Source organism: Microvirga sp. CF3016, assembly GCF_036314085.1.
In the GTDB taxonomy this organism is placed as follows: domain Bacteria; phylum Pseudomonadota; class Alphaproteobacteria; order Rhizobiales; family Beijerinckiaceae; genus Microvirga.
Window position 1 is genome coordinate 186,605 of record NZ_JAYGGM010000001.1, and the last position, 19,830, is coordinate 206,434.

General features: G+C 63.6%; 24 protein-coding genes. 7 read left to right on the forward strand and 17 right to left on the reverse strand.

Translation table 11 applies throughout. The features are described 5' to 3' along the window. The first annotated feature begins 4 nt into the window (after positions 1-4). The gene (locus VB672_RS01010) at positions 5-547 is read left to right on the forward strand and encodes a DUF4142 domain-containing protein (protein ID WP_329782301.1); all 543 of its coding nucleotides are present in this window, start codon (positions 5-7) and stop codon (positions 545-547) included. A 387-nt stretch (positions 548-934) separates the two neighbouring features. On the opposite strand, the gene VB672_RS01015 is transcribed toward VB672_RS01010, so the two are convergent. The 4 genes from VB672_RS01015 to nirK form a co-directional block, all read right to left on the reverse strand. Further along, on the reverse strand, positions 935-1,189 hold the full coding sequence (locus tag VB672_RS01015) for a hypothetical protein (protein WP_329782302.1): 255 nt from the start codon (positions 1,187-1,189) through the stop codon (positions 935-937). 271 nt (positions 1,190-1,460) lie between these two features. Further along, complete coding sequence (locus VB672_RS01020) at positions 1,461-2,090, reverse strand: YitT family protein (RefSeq protein WP_329782303.1); 630 nt, start codon at positions 2,088-2,090, stop codon at positions 1,461-1,463. After that, entirely contained in the window at positions 2,087-2,953 is an 867-nt protein-coding gene (locus tag VB672_RS01025; RefSeq protein WP_329782304.1) for a DUF6455 family protein, read from the reverse strand. The genes VB672_RS01020 and VB672_RS01025 overlap by 4 nt, the downstream gene beginning before the upstream one ends. A 316-nt stretch (positions 2,954-3,269) precedes the next feature. Next, positions 3,270-4,379, reverse strand: a complete 1,110-nt coding sequence (gene nirK / locus VB672_RS01030; protein WP_329782305.1) for a copper-containing nitrite reductase — start codon at positions 4,377-4,379, stop codon at positions 3,270-3,272. Positions 4,380-4,690: 311 nt separating this feature from the next. Here nirK and hemN point away from each other — a divergent pair, with 311 nt between their 5' ends. After that, positions 4,691-6,043, forward strand: a complete 1,353-nt coding sequence (gene hemN, locus VB672_RS01035; protein ID WP_329782306.1) for an oxygen-independent coproporphyrinogen III oxidase — start codon at positions 4,691-4,693, stop codon at positions 6,041-6,043. A 102-nt stretch (positions 6,044-6,145) separates the two neighbouring features. On the opposite strand, the gene VB672_RS01040 is transcribed toward hemN, so the two are convergent. From VB672_RS01040 to VB672_RS01075, 8 genes are all read right to left on the reverse strand, one after another. Continuing rightward, the gene (locus tag VB672_RS01040; RefSeq protein ID WP_329782307.1) at positions 6,146-6,385 is read right to left on the reverse strand and encodes a hypothetical protein; all 240 of its coding nucleotides are present in this window, start codon (positions 6,383-6,385) and stop codon (positions 6,146-6,148) included. Between the two features lie 33 nt (positions 6,386-6,418). Next, positions 6,419-6,892, reverse strand: coding sequence for an RrF2 family transcriptional regulator (locus VB672_RS01045; protein ID WP_329782308.1), 474 nt, complete (start codon positions 6,890-6,892; stop codon positions 6,419-6,421). 729 nt (positions 6,893-7,621) lie between these two features. Further along, positions 7,622-9,535 (reverse strand): nitric oxide reductase activation protein NorD, encoded by a 1,914-nt coding sequence (locus VB672_RS01050; RefSeq protein ID WP_329782309.1) that lies wholly within the window; start codon positions 9,533-9,535, stop codon positions 7,622-7,624. Between the two features lie 14 nt (positions 9,536-9,549). Then, positions 9,550-10,362, reverse strand: coding sequence for a CbbQ/NirQ/NorQ/GpvN family protein (locus VB672_RS01055; RefSeq protein ID WP_329782310.1), 813 nt, complete (start codon positions 10,360-10,362; stop codon positions 9,550-9,552). A 67-nt stretch (positions 10,363-10,429) separates the two neighbouring features. Continuing rightward, positions 10,430-11,776, reverse strand: a complete 1,347-nt coding sequence (locus tag VB672_RS01060) for a cbb3-type cytochrome c oxidase subunit I (protein ID WP_329782311.1) — start codon at positions 11,774-11,776, stop codon at positions 10,430-10,432. An 11-nt stretch (positions 11,777-11,787) separates the two neighbouring features. Then, complete coding sequence (locus VB672_RS01065; protein WP_329782312.1) at positions 11,788-12,240, reverse strand: c-type cytochrome; 453 nt, start codon at positions 12,238-12,240, stop codon at positions 11,788-11,790. Between the two features lie 223 nt (positions 12,241-12,463). Continuing rightward, the gene (locus VB672_RS01070) at positions 12,464-12,739 is read right to left on the reverse strand and encodes a cytochrome C oxidase subunit IV family protein (protein WP_329782313.1); all 276 of its coding nucleotides are present in this window, start codon (positions 12,737-12,739) and stop codon (positions 12,464-12,466) included. A 4-nt stretch (positions 12,740-12,743) separates the two neighbouring features. Further along, on the reverse strand, positions 12,744-13,310 hold the full coding sequence (locus VB672_RS01075; protein ID WP_329782314.1) for a cytochrome c oxidase subunit 3 family protein: 567 nt from the start codon (positions 13,308-13,310) through the stop codon (positions 12,744-12,746). A 135-nt stretch (positions 13,311-13,445) separates the two neighbouring features. Between VB672_RS01075 and VB672_RS01080 the strand changes: the two genes are divergently transcribed. Continuing rightward, positions 13,446-13,601 (forward strand): hypothetical protein, encoded by a 156-nt coding sequence (locus tag VB672_RS01080; RefSeq protein WP_329782315.1) that lies wholly within the window; start codon positions 13,446-13,448, stop codon positions 13,599-13,601. 26 nt (positions 13,602-13,627) lie between these two features. On the opposite strand, the gene VB672_RS01085 is transcribed toward VB672_RS01080, so the two are convergent. From VB672_RS01085 to VB672_RS01095, 3 genes are read right to left on the reverse strand one after another with little or no spacing between them, the layout of a single operon-like run. Next, entirely contained in the window at positions 13,628-14,416 is a 789-nt protein-coding gene (locus VB672_RS01085) for an NnrU family protein (RefSeq protein ID WP_329782316.1), read from the reverse strand. Positions 14,417-14,451: 35 nt separating this feature from the next. After that, positions 14,452-14,697: a DUF2249 domain-containing protein gene (locus VB672_RS01090; protein ID WP_329782317.1), complete on the reverse strand. Its 246-nt coding sequence runs from the start codon at positions 14,695-14,697 to the stop codon at positions 14,452-14,454. Further along, positions 14,697-15,038 carry a metal-sulfur cluster assembly factor gene (locus VB672_RS01095; protein ID WP_329782318.1) on the reverse strand — a complete coding sequence of 114 codons (342 nt, stop codon included), beginning with the start codon at positions 15,036-15,038 and terminating at the stop codon, positions 14,697-14,699. Before VB672_RS01095 ends, VB672_RS01090 begins: the two co-directional genes overlap by 1 nt. Before the next feature lie 182 nt (positions 15,039-15,220). On the opposite strand from VB672_RS01095, the gene VB672_RS01100 reads away from it, so the two are divergent. Beyond that, on the forward strand, positions 15,221-15,481 hold the full coding sequence (locus VB672_RS01100) for a DUF1858 domain-containing protein (protein WP_329782319.1): 261 nt from the start codon (positions 15,221-15,223) through the stop codon (positions 15,479-15,481). Positions 15,482-15,526: 45 nt separating this feature from the next. On the opposite strand, the gene VB672_RS01105 is transcribed toward VB672_RS01100, so the two are convergent. Both VB672_RS01105 and VB672_RS01110 read right to left on the reverse strand, forming a co-directional pair. After that, complete coding sequence (locus VB672_RS01105) at positions 15,527-16,216, reverse strand: Crp/Fnr family transcriptional regulator (RefSeq protein WP_329782320.1); 690 nt, start codon at positions 16,214-16,216, stop codon at positions 15,527-15,529. A gap of 103 nt (positions 16,217-16,319) precedes the next feature. Further along, positions 16,320-16,514 (reverse strand): hypothetical protein, encoded by a 195-nt coding sequence (locus VB672_RS01110; RefSeq protein WP_329782321.1) that lies wholly within the window; start codon positions 16,512-16,514, stop codon positions 16,320-16,322. A gap of 117 nt (positions 16,515-16,631) precedes the next feature. Here VB672_RS01110 and VB672_RS01115 point away from each other — a divergent pair, with 117 nt between their 5' ends. The 3 genes from VB672_RS01115 (at position 16,632) to VB672_RS01125 (ending at position 19,783) form a co-directional block, all read left to right on the forward strand. After that, on the forward strand, positions 16,632-17,087 hold the full coding sequence (locus VB672_RS01115; protein ID WP_329782322.1) for a pseudoazurin: 456 nt from the start codon (positions 16,632-16,634) through the stop codon (positions 17,085-17,087). Between the two features lie 69 nt (positions 17,088-17,156). Beyond that, positions 17,157-18,602 (forward strand): cytochrome c oxidase accessory protein CcoG, encoded by a 1,446-nt coding sequence (gene ccoG, locus VB672_RS01120; protein ID WP_329782323.1) that lies wholly within the window; start codon positions 17,157-17,159, stop codon positions 18,600-18,602. Then, on the forward strand, positions 18,602-19,783 hold the full coding sequence (locus tag VB672_RS01125) for an NnrS family protein (protein WP_329782324.1): 1,182 nt from the start codon (positions 18,602-18,604) through the stop codon (positions 19,781-19,783). The genes ccoG and VB672_RS01125 overlap by 1 nt, the downstream gene beginning before the upstream one ends. Positions 19,784-19,830 lie beyond the last annotated feature (47 nt).

A 19,830-nucleotide genomic window follows, 5' to 3' on the forward strand; every position in this document is an offset into this window, starting at 1 on the left:
GACCATGCAAATCGTAAGACTGCTCCTGTTGGCCTCCTTTGCGGGAACTGTGCTCTGGGGCGGGACTCTCGGCGCCCCGGCACAAGGGCAGGGAACGCCAGGTGCCCAGACCCGTCCCATTGAGCCGCAGGAGTTTCTGCGGCTCGCCTACAGCTCCGCGACGCTCCAGGGCCAGGCCGCACAACTGGCCGCCAGCCGCGACACTCGGCCAGAGGTCAAGAGCTACGCCGCCGCCGCGGCCGACTTCCGCCTCGGGCTTCTGCGGCGGATCGAGGCTTTCGCCAAGGAGCGCAACCTCCCCCTTCCTTCCGTGAAGGAGTTCGAGCATCAGGTCATCATCGAGAACTTGGAGCCGCTCGACTACCTCGCCCTGAGCCGGCGCTACGCGGAGATCGAGCAGCAAGCCCTGGAACAGGAGATCGGCATCTATGAGGCTGCGCGCCGGAGTGGATCCGAAGAGATCAAGGTCTTCGCCGAGCAAGTCCTGCCGGAACTGCAGCAGCGGCGCGCGGGCGCGCAGAAGATGTATGAGAGTGTCAAGCCGTGAGCGGCATGGCATGAGCGCGCGGAGTTCTTTTTAGAGACCATCCCGGCGGCTCGTCTTGAGTCCACGGGCGGCGATGCGGCGATCCCCGCGACGACGGGCTGCATGGATCCCGTTTGACGCCGCGCTGGTTCTCGCGATGGAAGCTTTCACGAAGCTTGGAAAAGCGAGAATTCAACCACTTCTCGCACGTGGCACGTGTCGACGCGTGAGATGATAACTCTTCGGACCGGACCACCAGCAAGCATTTCTGACGAGGCCTGGTCCAGGCTTGCCGTTGTGACGGACAAAGGAAGCTTTCCATCCAGAGATCACCCGTTGCGGTAAGATCTCTGGATGACACATCACGCAGGATGCGGCTCACTTCAGGGTCAGCGCGTATTTGTCCTCTCAGAAGGATTCAACGGCGACAAGGCAACGATCTCCGCTGTCCTCGAAGACAAAGACATGAACCTCATCGTTGGCGACGCTTGAGCGGCAGAACACATTGTTCTGCGCCACGGGCGAAGGGCATGAGTTGAGGTCCAGATGGGGAACGGCCGCTTCGAACTTCTCATAGGGCATAGGACATGCCGCCGCGCTGACCACTTGCGAAACCAGTGCAATAACCGAAAACGCCACATGCCAAGGGGATAAACTAGCCATTGCTTACTCCATTGAGTGTCAAACATAGACTGAATAGCACAAAGAAAATCTAAGCAGCGATATATGTGAATATTATAGAAATTCTAAGTTTATGCTTTTATATCAGAGATGATGATCCCATCGCAGCACAAGGAAACTTTAATAAGAGTTTTGGATGCTCCGGGCCGGTTCGTCACAGACAGCATCGGCGACGGTGTCTGAGCGCATGAAGGCGCCTCCGGAGCATGCCGGCAAAGGGCTCCCGGAGACGGTATGCTTGAGGCGCAATCGCTCACCCGGCGCCTTCTCGACTGACGCCTGTGTAACGACCGGGCCTGTGATTTGTCGCGAGCACGAGATTGAGAACCAGGGTCCCAAGGAATGACAGAGCAAGTTGATTGACCTCAAGGACGAACAGGGACCCGAGAAGGATCAGCACATCCACGGCCAGCTGGACATATCCAGCCTGCACCTTGAGCCGCTCCTGCAGGTAGAGAGCGAAGATATTGATGCCACCCAGGCTCGCTCGGTGACGGAAAAGGATCAGCATCCCGATCCCGGTGAGCGCTCCACCGGAAATGGCAGCGAACAGCGGGTTGAGATGGCTGATGCTGAGTGACGAAGTTGCCAGCTTCGAGAACATGGACACGAGGATGACGGCCAGGAAGGTTTTGACCGCGAACCACCAGCCCATCCTCTTTATGGCGAGGTAATAGAATGGGAGATTGATCGAAAAAAAGACGATCCCGAACTCGAACCCAGTCGTTCGCCCGAGGAGAAGGGCAAGACCTGCCGTGCCTCCGGTCAGAAGGATTGCGTTGTTAAAGAAGGTCACTCCGAGGGCGACCAGCAAGGCGCCCGTGAGTATCGCGGCGACATCCTCATAGGGACGATGCGCGCTCGTGATGGCCTGCTCCGTCACGGTCGCTCCCTCAGACGTGCGCGGGTCGGCGTTCGCATGACTTGAAGGCTGCTGCGGCACTCCTGAAGGCCACCGTCGGTTGTTAGTGCGGATCGCCAGGCAATGATTGTGATGATTTGCCAAGCCACCATCCGCAGCATCATCCCACCAATCGTGTGGGCTTCGTAGGGCCTTCCCAGGAGGATATGGACACCGAATGCGCCAAAGACCATGATCGTCGACAGGGCGATGATCGTTGCGAGCCAGACCGCCCACGGCTTCCCCGTAAGCAGTCCGCCGCCGGCCAAAACATAGGCGAAGCCGGCGCCGAAGTTGAACCAATGGACGAAAGGCACCGCCTCCCCGGCGGCTGCTGGTGGCCCGAGCAGGATCCTTCCATCGGAGAGGACCGTCAGGACACCAAACATGATCGCCGCAGCCGAGGCGCCGCGAAGTCCCCAGCCGTCACTGAAATCCCGCACCTTCTGATCCTCCCGTCCCGGCTGTGGGCAGTCTGGTGCCGCGTGGTGTCCGCGCCTGGTTGAGAAAGGGGGCGTTCGGACAGAAGGACGGCGGAGCATCAGCGCCCCGCTTTCCAGCCACCGCCGGCAGTCGACCGATGCCGAGCACGCCAGGCAACGGCGGCATACGGCCGCGAAGCCGCCATCGAACCGCTCCCGCACGGTGGTGGCCGGATCCACCCCCACCCGCTGCATCATGTCTCCGAACAAGCGGCCTGCCGTTCGACCCAACGAGTCATGGGCCACGTCCGCGCCCGTGCTTTCGATCTTCCAGGCACTCCCGATTTCATCGGCATGGCCTCCAGGTTGAACCGTGACGAGAGGATGACGCACCTCGTCGCGATGCTCTTTGTTCTGGATCAAGGAGTGCTGACAATTGACGGCGGCAAGCCATACCCGAGCAGCCGTCTGGAGGCCGGGTCAGGGCGTGTAGTTATGGATGGCAGCGTCATGTGCCGCATCCAGTAAGGCATGCACCTGTGAGGTGCGCAAACCGGGTTCAAGTGATCGGTTGGGGCTGACCCTCGTCCGACAGGATCCTGCCCGACACGGCCATCCGGGCTGATCCTTTCAGGAGCGGTAACGTCGTGCCGACTGCGGCGACCCTGGATCGACCATCGGCCAGACGGAAAAGCCCGGACCTGAGGTCCGAGCTTCAGTCGCATGATTTCTGCGGTGATTAATGGCCGCCGGTCGACTGGGCCGACTTCTGCGGATTGTAGTCCTTGAAGATCGTCTCATTCTGCGGGCCCTCGACCTGAAGGATGCCAGCCAGTCCACGCTCGACCCTGCTCAGGGCATGGTCGACGAGGATGTAGTTGCCGGGAACTTCGACCTTGAAGTCCACCACGCTCGCCCCGCCGGGAGGAGTGGTGATCGTCTGGACGTCCTTCAACGGCGAGCTGAGGGCGGCAAAGGGATAGGCCTTGTCGAAGATCTCTCCGATCACGTGGAATGACGAGGTGTAGTTTGGTCCGCCCACGCCGAAGTAGATCCGCACCGTCTCACCGACCTTCGCCTTGAGCGGATTCTTCTTCAGGGCATCGGTGCTGCCGTTGAAGATGAAGTACTCCGGGCGCTCGCTCAGGAGCTTGTCGATGCTCTCATCGGCATGGCCCTTCGTGCCGTAGGCCTGCTCGGTGTAGATCTCGCCCTGCATGACATAGAACTCGTGGTCGACCTTTGGCAGACCTTCTTCCGGCTCGACCAGGATCAGGCCGTACATGCCGTTGGCGATGTGCTGGGCTACCGTCGGTGTAGCGCAGTGATAGACATACAGGCCGGGGTTCAAGGCCTTGAACTCGAAGCCGCGGGTCTCGCCCGGAGCCGCTTCCGTCGCCTTGGCACCGCCACCGGGGCCGGTGACCGCATGGAAGTCGACGTTGTGCATCATCGCGCTGCCGTCGTCGTTCTTCAGCTTGACCTCGACGGTGTCGCCGACGCGGACGCGGACGAAGGGCCCCGGAACCTTGTTGTTGAAGGTCCAGTAATGATAGGTGGTGCCGTCCGCGAGCTGTCCAGTCACCTCTGTGGTTTCGAAGTCGACCTTGACCCGCTGAGGAGCCCGCTTCCCGACGGGGCCAGGAAGATCGGTGGGGAGGCGCACTACGTTCACCGGCGCAGCGGCATCGGCCTTGCTCGGGGCGCTGTGCGGGTGCGGAGTGGCGGCGGCAACCTTCTCACCTGCATCGGCTGCGAGCGGGGCGCCGAGCCACGCCGCGGTGGCAAGGGCAAAAACAGCAGCGGTCGCAAGCAGCGGCCGGCGTCCCGGGATCTTCATGGCCTTCATCATCATCTCCTCTATGGGACCGCCTGGCGGATCGTCGTGGTCCGTCATCGGATGAACGCTTTGTAAGCTCCAGCTTCCGGACCTTATTTGTTGCAGCGCAAATATCCTTCCGAATGTGGGTAAAGAGGCATGATTTCGGCGGGGCCTCAAAGGTTTGATCCAGGTCAATTCCACAGGGACAAGTGGCTTGAACACCATCGAGGCCAGTTGAGCGAGCGCAAGGAGCGCAGGTGCGATTTGCTGTAAGCATCACTGCATGAAGGGCGGACGGCCTCTTGGCGGCTGATCCGTCGCAGATGAGGGTTTGGAGCATGAAAGACGACCTGAGGGCGCGCTACGGTGAGGAGCGATTGCCCCGTTACACGAGCTATCCGACCGCGCCGCAGTTCTCGGACACCATCGGGCACGAGGCCTACGGGAACTGGCTGGCGTCCCTTCCGGCAGGGACGAGCACCTCCCTTTATCTTCACGTGCCGTTCTGCCGTTCCATGTGCTGGTACTGCGGCTGTCACACGACCATCACTCAGCGCGATGCGCCGATTGTCGACTACCTTGAGGTTCTCCGCCGGGAGATCGGTCTGGCCGCGGACCGCCTGAGCAACCCGCTTCCGGTCCGCCACGTGCATTTCGGCGGCGGGACGCCAACCATCATGCAGCCCGCCGAGTTCCTGGACCTTGTTGGTCTGATGCAGCAGCGCTTTCTTCTCGATACGGCGACCGAAATCGCCGTCGAGATCGACCCACGCACGCTCACCCGCGCCATGACAGCCGCTCTCGGGGAGGCAGGCGTCACCCGCGCCAGCCTCGGCGTGCAAAGCTTCGATCCCGTGGTGCAGCGTGCAATCAACCGGATCCAGAGCTTCGATCAGACGGCCCGCGCAACAGAGGGTTTGAGGACCGCAGGCGTACGTGGCGTCAACTTTGACCTGATCTACGGGCTCCCCCACCAGACGGTGGCGTCTTGCGTTGAGACGGTGCAGCAGAGCATCGCACTCCGCCCCGAGCGCTTCTCCGTCTTCGGCTACGCGCACATTCCGACATTCAAGAAGCACCAGCGCAAGATCGACGAGGCCGCGCTGCCGGATGGCGCCGCGCGCTACGAGCAGGCGGAGGCCATCGCCGAAGCGTTGGTTGGAGCCGGGTACTGCCGGATCGGGCTCGACCACTATGCCCTGCCCGAGGATTCGATGGTGCAGGCTCAGGTCGATGGCGTCCTGCACCGCAACTTCCAGGGCTACACAACCGATCCGAGCGACGTGCTGATCGGCTTTGGCGCCTCCGCCATTGGTCGGCTGACGCAGGGCTACGCCCAGAACGAGGTCGTGCTGGGCCGCTATGCCGAGCGCATCCAGCGCGGCGAACTCGCCACCGCGAAGGGCTACGCGCTGACAGCGGACGACCGCCTCCGCGCCGATCTGATCGAGCGGGTGATGTGCGACTTCCAGGTCGACGTGGCGCAGGTGTGTGGCCGTCATGGCGTGGCGCCCGAGACCATCCTGCAATCGATCCCGCGGCTCCGGATGCTAGAGGGCGACGGCATCATCCGACTCGACGGTAGCGTGCTGTCGGTGAACGATGACACCCGCTTCTTGGTGCGGAGCGTGGCGTCCGCGTTTGACGCCTATCTCGGCCAGTCGGGCAGGACCCATAGCCGGGCGGTGTGACCGGTGTCAGAGGCAGCCACAAAGGTCGAGCGCAGGCTCGCCTCCGTGGGTCTGAAGGAGTCGCCCCTGCGATGGTGGCTCAATCCGCCGCCGACGAACCCGTCAGGCGCAGGACCGCACCTGATAGACATCACCGGTCTTGGCATTCCGCTCCTCGTGAACCGGGCATTCGTGCCAGCTGCGATAGCGGGGCGTCTGGCTTGTCTTTTCGCGATGACAGGATACCGGAACGGTGACGTACTCGTCGGTCAGGTGGTTATACGCGTTCCGATAGACGCACTCGGCGGAGGCCGGTGCTGCCGAAAGCAGGAGCACGGTGGTGAGGATGGCCTTCATCGACATGTCTATCACTTCCTTCCATTGGGCGTGTTGATCCTAAACAGTGGCGGAAAGCACCCGCTGGCTGCCGACGCCGACGCCGATGCCGAGGCGCTGGCGGAGTGCGAGGCGCGGGGCGACCAGATCGGCCAGCGTCACTTCATCGAGCGAGGCAAAGAAGGCCTCCGTGGCGCGCTTCATGGAGCGCGTGAGAAGGCAAGCGCCGTTCAGAACACATGTCGGAGTTCCGTCGCCTAGGCACTCCACCAAGCGGGTGTTGTCCTCCAAGGCACGGACGACTTCCCCCATCCGTATCCTGGAGGCAGGCTGCGCGAGCTTCAGGCCACCGGCGCGCCCGCGGACGCCGGTGACGAAACCATGGCTGACCAGGGTCTGCACAACCTTCATCAGGTGGTTGCGGGATAGCTTGTGCCGTGTCGCGAGCTCCTCGATGGTGACGAGACGCTCTTCAATGACGGCAAGGCTCATCAACAAGCGCAGCGCAAAGTCGGTGTGAGATGTCAGCCTCATTGGGATTCCTAAAAGAGGTATCAAATATACATCTTTTTTGATGTATGCAAAGACAACTCCAGAAGGTTGCTCCCCTCGTGCTCAGCGATCACAATAGCCGTTGATCGGGCCGACAGGGGAGCCGCCGAGGACTGAATCCGACTCCTCGCGGAAACGTTTACGCCCGTGTGCCGCAGAACGGACAGCTCGGGCCGCTCTTCAGCCGCTCTCGCGACCAATCCAGGACAGGCGTTTGGCGGTCCCCGTCGATCTTCAATCGTCCATAGCCCCTCCGACGGGCCTATGGCAGGGTGAGCCGCGATAGGCCGCAGGGGCATGGCACACGTGGATGGTAACTTCGCACGGATACCGGCTTGCGCTGTTAAAGATAGCCGCGCGTGAGGTCTGTATGACTGATGTCGCGGAGTCCTTCACGAACCGCGCGTAGCGCACCCCTTGTCATGCACGAGATGTTGGAGGAACGGCAAGGGAATTAGCTCTATTCGCGCCGATGAGCGAGCCAGCGTGGCGTTCTCAGGATTAGACTGGCTCGAGTTCGTTCGGGAGACCAGCACGACGTTCGCGATGCGCCACGAGATGAGCGCAATCACCCGGGATAAGGGCCACCTTGCGCCCTGATCCGCGGACCTGCGTCCAAGGAGGAACGGTCGAAAGGTCGTGCACCGGTGCAGCCGCGGTGCTGCGAACGCGTTCGCGCCTGGACTAGAGTTTGTATGGCGGGATGGAGACCTATCGCACGAGCTGGCGATAGATCGCCGGAAGGGCCGAGGGCAGCTTTGCCACCTGGCCGACGATAGCATAGCCGCCGCGCCCGAACAGGTGCGGGAAGTACGATTGCGCCTCACGATCCACCGTCACACCGAAAACAGTGACGCCTGCTCGGCGGGCCTCCATCACCGCGCGTCGTGTATCCTCGATGCCGAAGCGGCCCTCGTAATGGTCGATGTCGTTCGGCTTGCCATCGGTGAGCACCAGAAGGAGCTTCTGCCGGTTCGGACGCTCCGCCAGTTTGGCCGTCGCGTGGCGGATGCCCGTCCCGATGCGGGTGTAGTAGCCGGGCTTCAGCGCCGAGATGCGCCGGGCCACCGTCTGGCTCATGGGTTCGTCGAAGTCCTTCACGGTCTCCACGCGCACCCAGGAACGTCGACGTGAGGTGAAGGTCAGGATGGAGTGGGAATCGCCGCACGCGGCCATTCCGTGCGCCAGCACCAGCAGCGCCTCCTTCTCCACGTCGAGCACACGCCTGTTGTCGATCCATGCATCTGTCGAGAGCGACACGTCGACCAGGAGGGTCACGGCGAGATCGTGGGCTTGGCGCTTGCTGGCGAGGTGAACGCGCTCCGAGCCGGATCCTCCCGAAAGCAGGTCGCTGCGGGCGCGGACGAGGGCATCGATGTCGAGTTCCTCGCCATCAGGCTGCGCGCGAAGGATCTCATGCTTTGGCCGCAGCGCCTCGAACTGCCGGCGCACGCGCCGGATGAGTCGGCGGGCCTCATCGTCAGCCTCCCAGGTTTCGCCCTGGTCCGAGGCGCGCGTTGCCAGCACGCGGCAGTGATTCGGCAGGTAGGCCTTTCGGGTGTAATCCCACTCCGGGTAGGTCAGATCAGCCATCAGAGCCGTCGTGCCCACGGCCTCCGGCGGCAGGTCGAGATCGAACTTGAGCTTGCTCGCCGGCTTGCCCTTGTGCTTGGAGAGGGGAACCTCCTCCATTTCGTCCAGGGCCTTTTCGGCGTTCTCGTCTTCGTCATTGTCGGACGGGCGATTGACGTTGACCATCTCCGCCATCGCCAGGATTTTCTCGAAGCGGTTGAGGATGAACGGATCGCTGCGCCGGGCCTGGTCCGCCTCGCGCCGCGCGGCGAAGCGCCTGCGCGTGTCCGACGCGGCAAGATCGCTCGGACCCGCGGGTTCGTCGCTGTTGCGGTTCGCCGCTCCGGGCTCGCGAATCCAGGTGTCACCCCAGAGTGGGACGGGAAGAAAAGGTTGGTAGCCCGCGCCAGCAGAGCTGCTGATGACTGCCGTTGGTTCGCCCAAATCCCACAGCGGAGGCGGTGCTGCGCTCTTGTCTCCCAGGAGCGACAGCACGATCTGCTCAATCCTGCCTTCCGCAGCCGGCAGCGGGCGCTTCGGCCGCGCGTCGCGCATGGCGGCGCAGAGTTCCCCGTACATCGTGGTCAGGCCGGGACATTCCGCCAGCACCGTGGCGACGGTCTCCTGCACCCGCCGGAGGATCAGGATATCTCGGCGCACTGGATCGGCTTCAAGGATCGGCTCTGTGGGTACATGGGCGAAATAGGCTGCGAGCCAGAGGTACAGCGCCCGGTTCAATGTCGCCGAGGGAAACAGATCGATGTTTGGTGGCAGAAACACGGTGGCCGTGTCGCGCCCCGGCTGCTCCAGCCGCTCCTCGGTGACGCCGAGTCGCTGAAGGAAGTTCAGCCGGTGGGAGGATGCACGGGCCGCCGTGCCGGCCAGCTGGACCCCGGGCTCGCCGCCGAGGCCGCGGAAGAACACCGCGAGCGGCCCGCGGACCTCGTCGAGGGAGACGCCAAGCTCGGGATACCGTGGGTAGCTGACCGCACGGCCGACGAGCCGGTGCCAGAACTGGCCGACGGTTTCTTCAAGCTCCAGAAAGTCGAGCATGGCGCATGTCCTCGTCAGTTCAGGGTCGCGCGGGCGACTTCGATCAGGGCCTTCTTGACGTCGAGATCGTCGGTCAGCGGTTCGATCATTGCCGCCGTGACTGCTTCCTCCGCCGGTACTCCTGCGGCGACGAGGGAGGCGCAGTAGACCAGCAATCGTGTCGAGACGCCTTCCTCCAGGTCCTGGCCCTTCAGCGCCCGCAGGCGGCGAGCCAGCAGCAGGAAAGGGCGAACGCGATCTTGCGACAGACCGCTCTCAGCCGCGACGACGGCGACCTCGTGGTCGAAGGGCAGGAAGTCGAACTCGATGGCCACGAACCGCTGGCGCGTCGATGGCTTCAGCGACTTGAGCAGGGTCTGGTAGCCGGGATTGTACGACACGACCAGCATGAAGGAGCCCGGGGCCTGGAGCTCCTCGCCCGTGCGGTCGAGCGGCAGGATGCGCCGGTCGTCGGTGAGAGGGTGCAGCACGACCGTCACGTCCTTGCGTGCTTCCACGATCTCGTCGAGATAGCAGATCCCGCCCTCGCGTACGGCGCGGGTCAAGGGACCGTCAGCCCACACGGTGTCGCCGCCCTTGAGCAGGTACCGGCCGGTGAGATCGGCGGCGGTGAGATCGTCATGGCAGGAGACGGTGTGCAGGGGCAGGCCGAGTTTCGCAGCCATGTGGGCGACGAACCGGGTCTTGCCGCATCCCGTCGGGCCCTTGAGAAGCAGCGGCAGGCGCTTGTGCCAAGCGAGCTCGAAGAGATCGCATTCGTTCCCGGCCGGAACGTAATAGGGGAGGTCGATAGCCGGTTGCGGCACGGCATGGAGAAGAGGTTTCATTGGAGAGATCCTTCGAAGCGGAGTTGCTGGGGAGACGGGGCGGTCGGATGGGACCGCCCCGACAGGCTCATTCAGCAGGCTGGAGGCCTTGCGCCAGCCGGAGGGGCTTCTCACGTCCCGGAACGAAGACCGCGTAGACGAACATCAGCGCCGAGATCAGCACGAACACGCCCGAGCCGAGGCGAATCCAATAGAACAGCGCGAGCTGGTCCTGGACGTCCATGTACGACTGGCCGAGCACGCGCTGCAGGTGGACCTGGATGACGCCCGCGAAGGTGAGCGCGAAGGTCATCACGGACATCGCCGTGCACATGATCCAGAAGCTGACGATGCTGAGCATCTGGTTGTACGGGGCGCGGCCGCGGATCTGCGGCATGGCATAGGCCATGACGGCGAGGTTCAGCATCACGTAGGCGCCGAAGAAGGCGAGGTGCCCATGGGCGGCGGTGACCTGCGTGCCGTGGGTGTAGTAGTTCACCGATGACAGGGTGTGCAGGAAGCCCCAGACGCCTGCGCCGAAGAACGCCATCACCGAGCAGCCGATGGACCACAGCAGCGCGGCGCGGTTCGGGTGCTTGCGGCCGGCTTTCCAAGTCATCTGGACGGTGAAGACGACCATGGTGAAGAAGGGCGCGACCTCAAGGGTGGAGAACAGCGAGCCGATCCACTGCCAGTAGCCAGGAGCGCCGATCCAGTAGAAGTGGTGCCCCGTGCCGAGGATGCCGGAGAACAGCGCCATTCCCACAATAACGTAGAGCCACTTCTCCACGACCTCGCGGTCGATGCCGTTGAGCTTGATCATCAGGAAGGCGAGCACCGAGGCCATGATCAGCTCCCACACGCCCTCGACCCACAGGTGCACCACGTACCACCAGTACATCTTGTCCACGGCGAGGTTGGACGGGTTGTAGAAGGAGAACAGGAAGAAGATCGCGACGCCCCACAGCCCAAAGAGCAGGATGTTGGTGACGACGGTCTTGCGTCCCTTCAGAGCCGTCATGGTGATGTTGAACAGGAACATCAGGCACACGACGACGATGCCGACCTTGATGATGAAGGGCTGCTCGAGGAATTCGCGGCCCTCATGGATCTTGAACAGGTATCCCACCACCGCGATTCCCGCCGCGATGAAGAACATCCAGAACTGGAGCTTGGCGAGGAACGGGCTGAAGAGCTCGTTCTCGGTCTCCTCCGGGATGAGATAGTAGGTTGCGCCCATGAACCCGATCAGCAGCCACACGATCAGGGCGTTGGTGTGGATCATCCGGACGACGTTGAACGGCAGCAGTTCGGAAAGGGTGTTGGGCAGGACGTAGATCGTGCCGGCGAGAACGCCGAACAGGACCTGGGCGATGAACAGGGCCAGCGCTCCGTAGAAGTAGAGCAGGGCCACCTTTTGCGTTTGGTACTTCATGATAATCCCTCCTAGCCGGCCTTGTTCGGGGGCCAGTTCTGGGTCTTGATGCGATTGGTCCATTCCAGGAAGTCGGCGAGGTCGTCGAGTTCCTGGTCGGTCAGGTTGAATTGCGGCATCTGGCGCCGGCCCTCGATGCCCGTGGGCTGGGCGGCCATCCAGGCCTTCAGCGTCTCGCGGGCTCCGGCCGGATCCTCCTTTCCGCCCCAGCGGTCCCAGACGTTGCCGAGCTCCGGCGCGAAGTAGGCACCTTCACCGAGAATGGAGTGGCAGTTGATGCAGGAGTTCTTCTCCCACACGTGCTTGCCGCGCGCGACGGAGGACGAGAGCGTCGACGTGTCTGTCGACGTGGTGTTCATGTAGTAGTGGCTGTGGGCGGTCAGGCCCACGAAGATGGCGAAGAAGAAGAACGAGCCCCCGTAGAACACGTTTCTTGCCGCCGATTTGGTGAGGACTTCAGCCATCACGCGATCCTTTGTGTTGAGGCAGTAAGTGATAGGTGCGGCTCGCGCCGCGGGTGCAGGCCTGTCGTGGCGGGCTCCGCGAGCGGATGGCTGAGTGATCGGAGCTGGACATTCTAAGGGGCCTTGGGCTTTGACAGGCACGCGATGGTGCGCACCATCTCTGATGGCAGGAGCGCCGGGATCGCTCTTTGCTCTGGAGCAAGCCTGTCAAAGAAAGGCCATCTCAGCCGCGCAGCAACGCAAGGGCGGCCGTGGCCCAGGGGATCACGGTGACCAGCCCGAGCCAGCAGAGGAACAGGGCCCGCCAGCCGGGCTGCACGCCGCGGAGCTTGAGGAAATCCATCAGCACCCACCGTCCCTTGGCGAAGGCCGCGGCCAGGATCAACGCGTTTGACGCATGTCCCGTCCACCCGACATGGCTCGCGGCAAGACTCAGGAGGGTGAGCAGGGCAAGGAGCCCCCAGACACGGGTGACCTGACGTGCGGCAATCCGAGGCATGGCGTCATCCAACCAGGTAGATCAGCGGGTACATTACGACCCAGACGAGATCGACCATGTGCCAGAAGGCGGTGCCGGTCTTCAGGTTCTCCGCGCTGTCGTACCCTGCGACGGCCGCGAGGATGACCACACCCAGCACGACGTGGAGGAGGTGAAAGCCAGTCAGGAGGAAGTAGAGCGTAAAGAATGTGTCGGTCTCCAAGCCGATTCCTGCCTTGGCCTTGGCCGTATATTCCGCGATCTTGATGGCGATGAAGACGCAGCCCAGGGCCGCAGCTCCCGCAAGCAGCAGACGCGCTGCCGTCCGGCGTTCGATCATGCGGGCCTCGACGGCCAAAGCCGCCAGCCATCCGCTGGTGATCAGCACGAGTGTGTTCACGCCGCCCAGGACTGGATCGAGCTGGGCCCGGCCCGCCGCAAAGAGATCGGGCTTAACGGCTCCCGCGACGGTGAAGGTCACGAAGAGAAGGCCGAAGGTCACGACCTCGGTGAGGATGAGCACCCACATCATCGGGTGTCCCGGCAGGTCCGACAGCGCCCCCCAGGGTCTTTCTTCTCGCGTAACGTCCATCTGTCACTGTCGTCCTGTATGTGCCGATACCGCTCCATACGGCTCCCATCAGGCATTCTCGTTGCGCTGCCTCAAACAAGTCCTTGGCATTCCAGTCCATAGAGGGATGGAACGTGGAAACAGGAGAAGCGAGTTATGAGCGATGCACAGGTCGGACTGGTGATGGCGACGCCCCTCATCGTCATCTTTGCGGTGATGCTTCACTGGATGGGGGTGCTGCGCCTGAGCGGCACCGTCGCTGCCGTGACCATGTCGGTGATCATCGCAGCCACTCTCTTCCTGACACAATAGTGAGGCCTCCGCCGAGCCGGCGACGCCTACCGCATCGCGAGAAAACCCTCGAGGGGGTCGGGTCCGATGAGAAGGGCATGTCCCTGGAGCACGAACCAGGCATAGCCGATGGTCGCGACCACCAGAGGAGCGATCAGAAGGCGCAGCGAGCTCGCCGGCGCCCGTCCCGACAGAAGCGCTGTGAAAGGAATGATCGAGGTCCTGGCGCTCAAGGCCTGCCAGCGCTCCCGGCCCAGGCGCTTGCGCGCCTTGAGGTCAAGCAGGATGAAGCCCAAGATCGAGAACACGGCCATCCCGCCAAAGAGAAGAAACGCCACGAGGGTTCCGTTCGGGGGAATGTGCGACACCGACCAGATCAGAAACGCCCAAAGGACAGGGTGCCGTGTGATGGCGACGATGGCGCCGGGGTCCGGGCCATTGCGCAGCGAGATGGAGAGGGGATTGGGAGAGACGAGGCCGACGACCAGCAAGAATGCGGCCAACGGCATTGCGGCGAAGGGTACATGCCACTGCCACGGGGCCGCATCCCAGAGCAGGATCGTGTCGGCCCGCTGGGCCGCCAGGATGAGCCAGACAAGCAGCCCGAGTGACAGAATCGAATAGGCCGTGAGATAACCGGTCCTGCCCATGGAGGGGACCAGACGGGCGCGCAGCCCGGAACTGGCCGGTATCAGGTGAGCCGCCAGAAAGACGGCCAAGGCAACGAGGAATTCGATCACGTCAGACGCATCCTCCACATGCCCTCGGGTCGGGCAAAGGAGATCCTGTCGGATGGCGGAGACATGTCCAGGACGCCAGAAGCCAAGCGGAGCCATACATGGCTCCGCCTTTCGCCACAGGCCGGTGCGCTTCAGGCGGCACGGCTGATGCGGACCCGCCAAAGGTCAGGACCTTCCTCCTGGTAGTCCCACCCGAACTCGCCCGGGCGCTCGACATTGAATTGGTAGAACAGAGGCCTCGGATCATGGTCGTTGACGAGCAGGAAGGCCTCTCCAGGGCCGAGCTGGTCAAAGGTCTGGAAGATCAGGGGATGGCGCATCCGCGGCATGATCTGGCGGACGTCGATGGTGGTCTCTGAGACATTGCAAGTGCACATCAGAAGGTGCTCCTTCGCGTGTGGCCAAGAAGTTCCTGGCCGCGGGCAGTGATGAAGTCTGGATTCCAGGCAGGATCCCAGACCAAGCGGACATCGATGCGAGAAGCGTCCTGAAACCGGTGGGCGAGGCGCTCCCGCGCCTCCTCAACGATCATCTCACCCAGAGGACAGGCCCGGGTGGTCAGGGTCAGTGCCACCTCCACGGCCTCGGACGCCCGGCTGGCTTGGTAGACCAAGCCGAGGTCGACCACGCTGAGGCCGATCTCCGGATCCAGGACGTCGGCCAGGCAGGCCAGGACATCCGGATCGAGGGTGTGCTGTCGCTTGGGATTGATGCCCATCGTTGATCCTCGCTTCGACGGCGTGACCTTGAGCGGTCGGAGCCTGGCCTTCTTTGCCCTGCCTCAAACAAAACGGCGATTGTCCGGTCGCGCCCCTCCATCTCCTTGTCGCCGCGCAAAGAGCGGCTCGGAGAACCCTGTAGGTTGGAGCCTGAAGCACACCAATTCCCCCGGAGGCATCCATGCCTGTTGAAGCCACCCACCTTGTCGATGACGTTATGCGACGATGCCCCGCGACGATCCGTGTCTTTCTGAAGCATGGCATGCGCTGCGTCGGCTGCCCGATTGGCTGCTTCCACACCGTCGACGACGCTTGTCGCGAGCATGGGGTCGATCGCACAAAATTCATGGCGGAGTTGCGCACGGCCATCGACAAGGCGTCCGATGGCGAGCCAGCGACCGGGACCGAGGTTGTCACCGCCCGGTGGCCGGCGATTCCATGACCGGCTACCGCCTCCTGGCACGATGCCGGGAGGCTCCAGGGCCGCTCAACGCTCGGCGAGGATGAACAGCTTGTGAGGATCGCGCACCGTGATCTTTTGGCGTCCGCTCTCGACGAGGCCCTGTTCCTCCCAGGCGCTCAGGATGCGGCTGACCGTGTGAAGCGTTGTTCCCGTCATCTCCGCGATGTCCTGGCGGGAGATCGGAAAATTGATCTGCACGCCCTGCTCGACCTTCCGGCCCGCTTGCTGCGCCAAGCGCAGCAGCGCGTGCGCGACGCGCTTTTCGACCTGCTCCGTTGAGATCTCGACGACGCGGGTGTGGGCGTCCTGAAGCCGGCTCCCTACCGTCTGCAGCGTGTTGACCGCCAGCGCCGGGTGCTTCGCGACCAGGCGGGGCCAGATGGCCGCCGGCCAAACGAGCGCGATGCTGTCCACGACGGCCAAGGCCGTCGCCGGATAGGTGGTGCGTCCCATGGCCATGGCGATCCCGAAGATCTCGCCAGGAGTCACGAAGCGGACCACGACCTGCTGTCCATCCGGCGTGACCTTCACGACGCGTAGATGGCCATGGAGAAGGACGTAGAAGGAGCCGGCCACCTCGTCCTGCTGAAAAACGGCGGTTCCCTTCGGATAACGAATCGATTGCGCCTCCCGCAGGATCTCGTCGAGGTCGTCCGCGGGGAGCCCGGCGAACATGGGCAGATCGGCGACAAGGGACTTGTCCAAACTCGGCATCGGGCGATTCCGTCTTCGTTTCAGCGGCGGCCAGGGATCGTATCAAGGGCGCCCGGGCAGAGACACCCTGGCGCCCCTTGAATCGCAGGTTTGCGGCGTCGGCTCAACAAAAAGTCTTGGCATTGATGTTTGCGCCCGTCCGCTCGCGAGAGAGCTCCGGGCTGTTCGGGCGCGAGCCGGCCTGATCAGGGCGACGGCAGGTCGCAGCCAACGCCATCCGGGCGAACACGGTGGCCTTCACCCGTGGCGGCAAGGCAGGCGGGAGGGCGAGGCTCTTGGCCGAGACGGCCTGCAGCATGCCAACCGCCAATCTCTTTGTTCCAGATCAAACCCGCGCCGGCCGATGAGGCGTATGAACTTTCCGCAAGGGCCGTTCCTGAGGCCCGTCATCTTTGCATCCAAAAGGAGAAGGATCATGCGGAAGGTTATTGTACTTGGCGCTATCGTGGCCGCCCTCGGATTTGCCGGTGCGGCCGGTGCGGCCGAGGTCGAGGTGAAGATGCTCAACAAGGGCACCGAGGGCGTCATGGTGTTCGAGCCGGCGTTCGTGAAGATCAGCCCCGGTGATACTGTGAAGTTCGTCGCTACCGACAAGGGCCACAACGTCGAGACAGTAGACGGTATGGTGCCCGAGGGCGCGCAGAAGTTCGTCGGCAAGATGAACGAGGAAGTGACGGTCACCTTCGACAAGCCGGGCGTGTATGGCTACAAGTGCAAGCCACATTACGGCATGGGCATGGTCGGCATGGTCGTCGTCGGCGAGCCGACGAACGCGGACCAGGCCAAGGCCGCCACGCATCCCGGCAAGGCCAAGCAGACCTTCGCCACCCTGTTCGACAAACTCGCTGCGGCCAAGACTGCCGCCAAGTAACGGCCCGCTTCGCGCACATGCGCTGTCGCAATGGTCCTGTTGCGACGGCGCCAACATCTTCGGCGTCCGATGGTCACCCTCGACATCAGCTTCAAGCCGGAACGCGCCCATCTGCGCAAGCCGAAGCGCGGCGTGATCAACGAGAAGGTGGTTCCACAATCCGTCACCGGCCGTTATCGCCGGCTGAAATGGGCGGCGCTTATCGTTTGCCTGTCCGTGTATTACGTCCTGCCTTTCATCCGCTGGGCACGTGGGCCGGGCCAGCCTGACCAGGCCGTGCTCTTCGACTTCGAACGCGGACGCCTCTACTTTTTCGTTGTCGAGATCTGGCCGCAGGAGGTCTACTACCTCACGGGTCTCCTGATCCTGGCGACCCTGGCCCTCATCTGGCTCAACGCCGTCGCAGGCAGGGTCTGGTGCGGCTACTTCTGCCCGCAGACGGTCTGGACCGACCTGTTCCTGCTCGTCGAGCGCTGGATTGAGGGCGATCGACGCGAGCGCCTGAAGAAGCAGGGCGCTCCACTGGGCGCCAAGCGCCTGTTGGAGATCAGCGTCAAGCACGCGGTCTGGATCGTGATCGCGATGCTGACTGGCGGCGCGTTCGTGCTCTATTTCGCCAACGCCCCGACGCTGCTCGCCGAACTGGTGACGGGACAGGCGTCGATCCTCTCCTACGCCTGGGTCGGCATCCTGACCTCCACCACCTACACCCTGGCCGGCTTCGCGCGCGATCAGGTCTGCACCTGGATGTGCCCGTGGCCGCGTCTTCAGGGCGCGATCTGGGATCCGGAGGCGCTGATCGTCAACTACCGCGACTACCGCGGCGAGCCGCGCGGATCGGCCAAGAAGGCAGCCGAACTGAGGGCCAAGGGCGAGCCCGCCGGCGACTGCGTCGATTGCCTGCAGTGCGTGAACGTCTGCCCCATCGGCATCGACATCCGCGAGGGCCCTAACTTCGCCTGCATCAACTGCGGCCTGTGCGTCGACGCCTGCGACAGCGTCATGGCGAAGCTCGCCCGTCCACGTGGGCTGATCGACTACGAGGCCTGGACGAACATCGAGCGCGGCCATCGGAAGGAGCCGCCCCGTCGCCGGGTCGTCCGTCCCAAGACGGTGGGGCTGGGCCTGTCCATCGTCGCGCTGGCGGGCGTGATGGGCGTGAGCCTCTCGATGCGCAGCGATGCCAAGATCACAGTGATCCACGACCGCAATCCCGTCGCCGTGCGGCTGTCCGACGGCCGGATCCGGAACGGCTATACGGTCCGGCTCTACAACAAGGCCGACGGCGAGCGGGATTTCCAGCTCGCGGTGACCGAGTTGCCGGAGGCCTCCGTCGAGGTGGTCGGCGACGACGCGGTTGTGGGCGTCGCTCCCGACACCACGCGCGAACTCCGTGTCCTGGTCTCCGCCTCCGTCAATGACCGGCAGGCCATTGCCTTCACCGCAACGGACGTGGCGTCCGGATCGGCGGTGGTGGCGCATGACACTTTCGTTCCAATCGAAGGAGGCCGATGATGGCTCCAATCCCTCGCCTGCGGGACTATAGGGGACCCGCGCTCCTCTCCTATGGCTTTCGGCCGTTCTTTCTCTTCGGCTCCCTGTACGCGGGGCTGGCCATTTTGGCGTGGCTCCCGATGTTCTATGGCGAGCTTGCACTATCAACGGCTTTCGCGCCGCGCGACTGGCACGTCCATGAGATGCTCTACGGCTACCTCCCGGCGGTGATCACCGGCTTCCTGCTGACGGCGGTCCCGAACTGGACCGGGCGCATGCCGCTCCAAGGACGGCCGCTGCTTGTGCTCGTCCTTGTGTGGGCCGTCGGCCGCGTCGCCGTCACCACCTCGGCTTGGATCGGTTGGGAGGCCGCCGCCGTCATCGACAACGCCTTCCTGCTGCTCGTCGCGGCGGCCATTGGCCGTGAGATCGTCAAGGGCAAGAACTGGCGCAACCTCAAGGTCCTCATCGTGCTCGGCGTCCTCGCCGCTGGCAACATTCTGTTCCACATCGAAGCGCACCTTCTCGGTGCTGCGGATTACGGCATCCGCTTCGGGATCGCCGCCACCATGATGCTGATCATGCTGATCGGCGGCCGCATCATCCCGAGCTTCACTCGCAACTGGCTTGCGCGCGAGAACCCCGGCCGTTTGCCGGCACCGTTCGGTCGCTTCGACATGGTCACCATGGTGGCTGCCGGTGCCGCGCTGCTGGCTTGGACCGCCGCGCCCGGGTGGCGGGCGACCGGGGCAGCCCTGATCGCGGCCGGCGTGCTCCAGACGCTGCGGCTGGCGCGCTGGGCCGGGGAGCGCACTTGGCGTGACCGGCTCGTCCTGATCCTGCACGTCGCCTATGCGTTCGTGCCGCTCGGCTTCGTGTTGACCGGGCTGGCCTCCCTGGGCCTTCTGTCCAGCGCAGCAGGAATCCACGCCTGGACCGGCGGGGCCATGGGCGTCATGACATTGGCCGTGATGTCCCGGGCGAGCCTCGGGCATACCGGTCGGGCGCTTGCAGCCTCGGCGTCAATGCAGGGGCTCTACCTCCTGCTTGTCATCGGCGTCGTGGCGCGGGTGTGCGCGGCGCTCCACCCGGATTGGAGCGACGCGTTGCTGCATGTCGCGGGCCTGTCATGGACCGGCGCTTTCGTCGGCTTCGCACTCGCGTACTGGAATGTGTTCACCCGCCCGCGGGTGTTCTCCTGAACCAGCCAGCGCGGCCAAAACCTATACTGCCCTCGCAGGGATCCCGC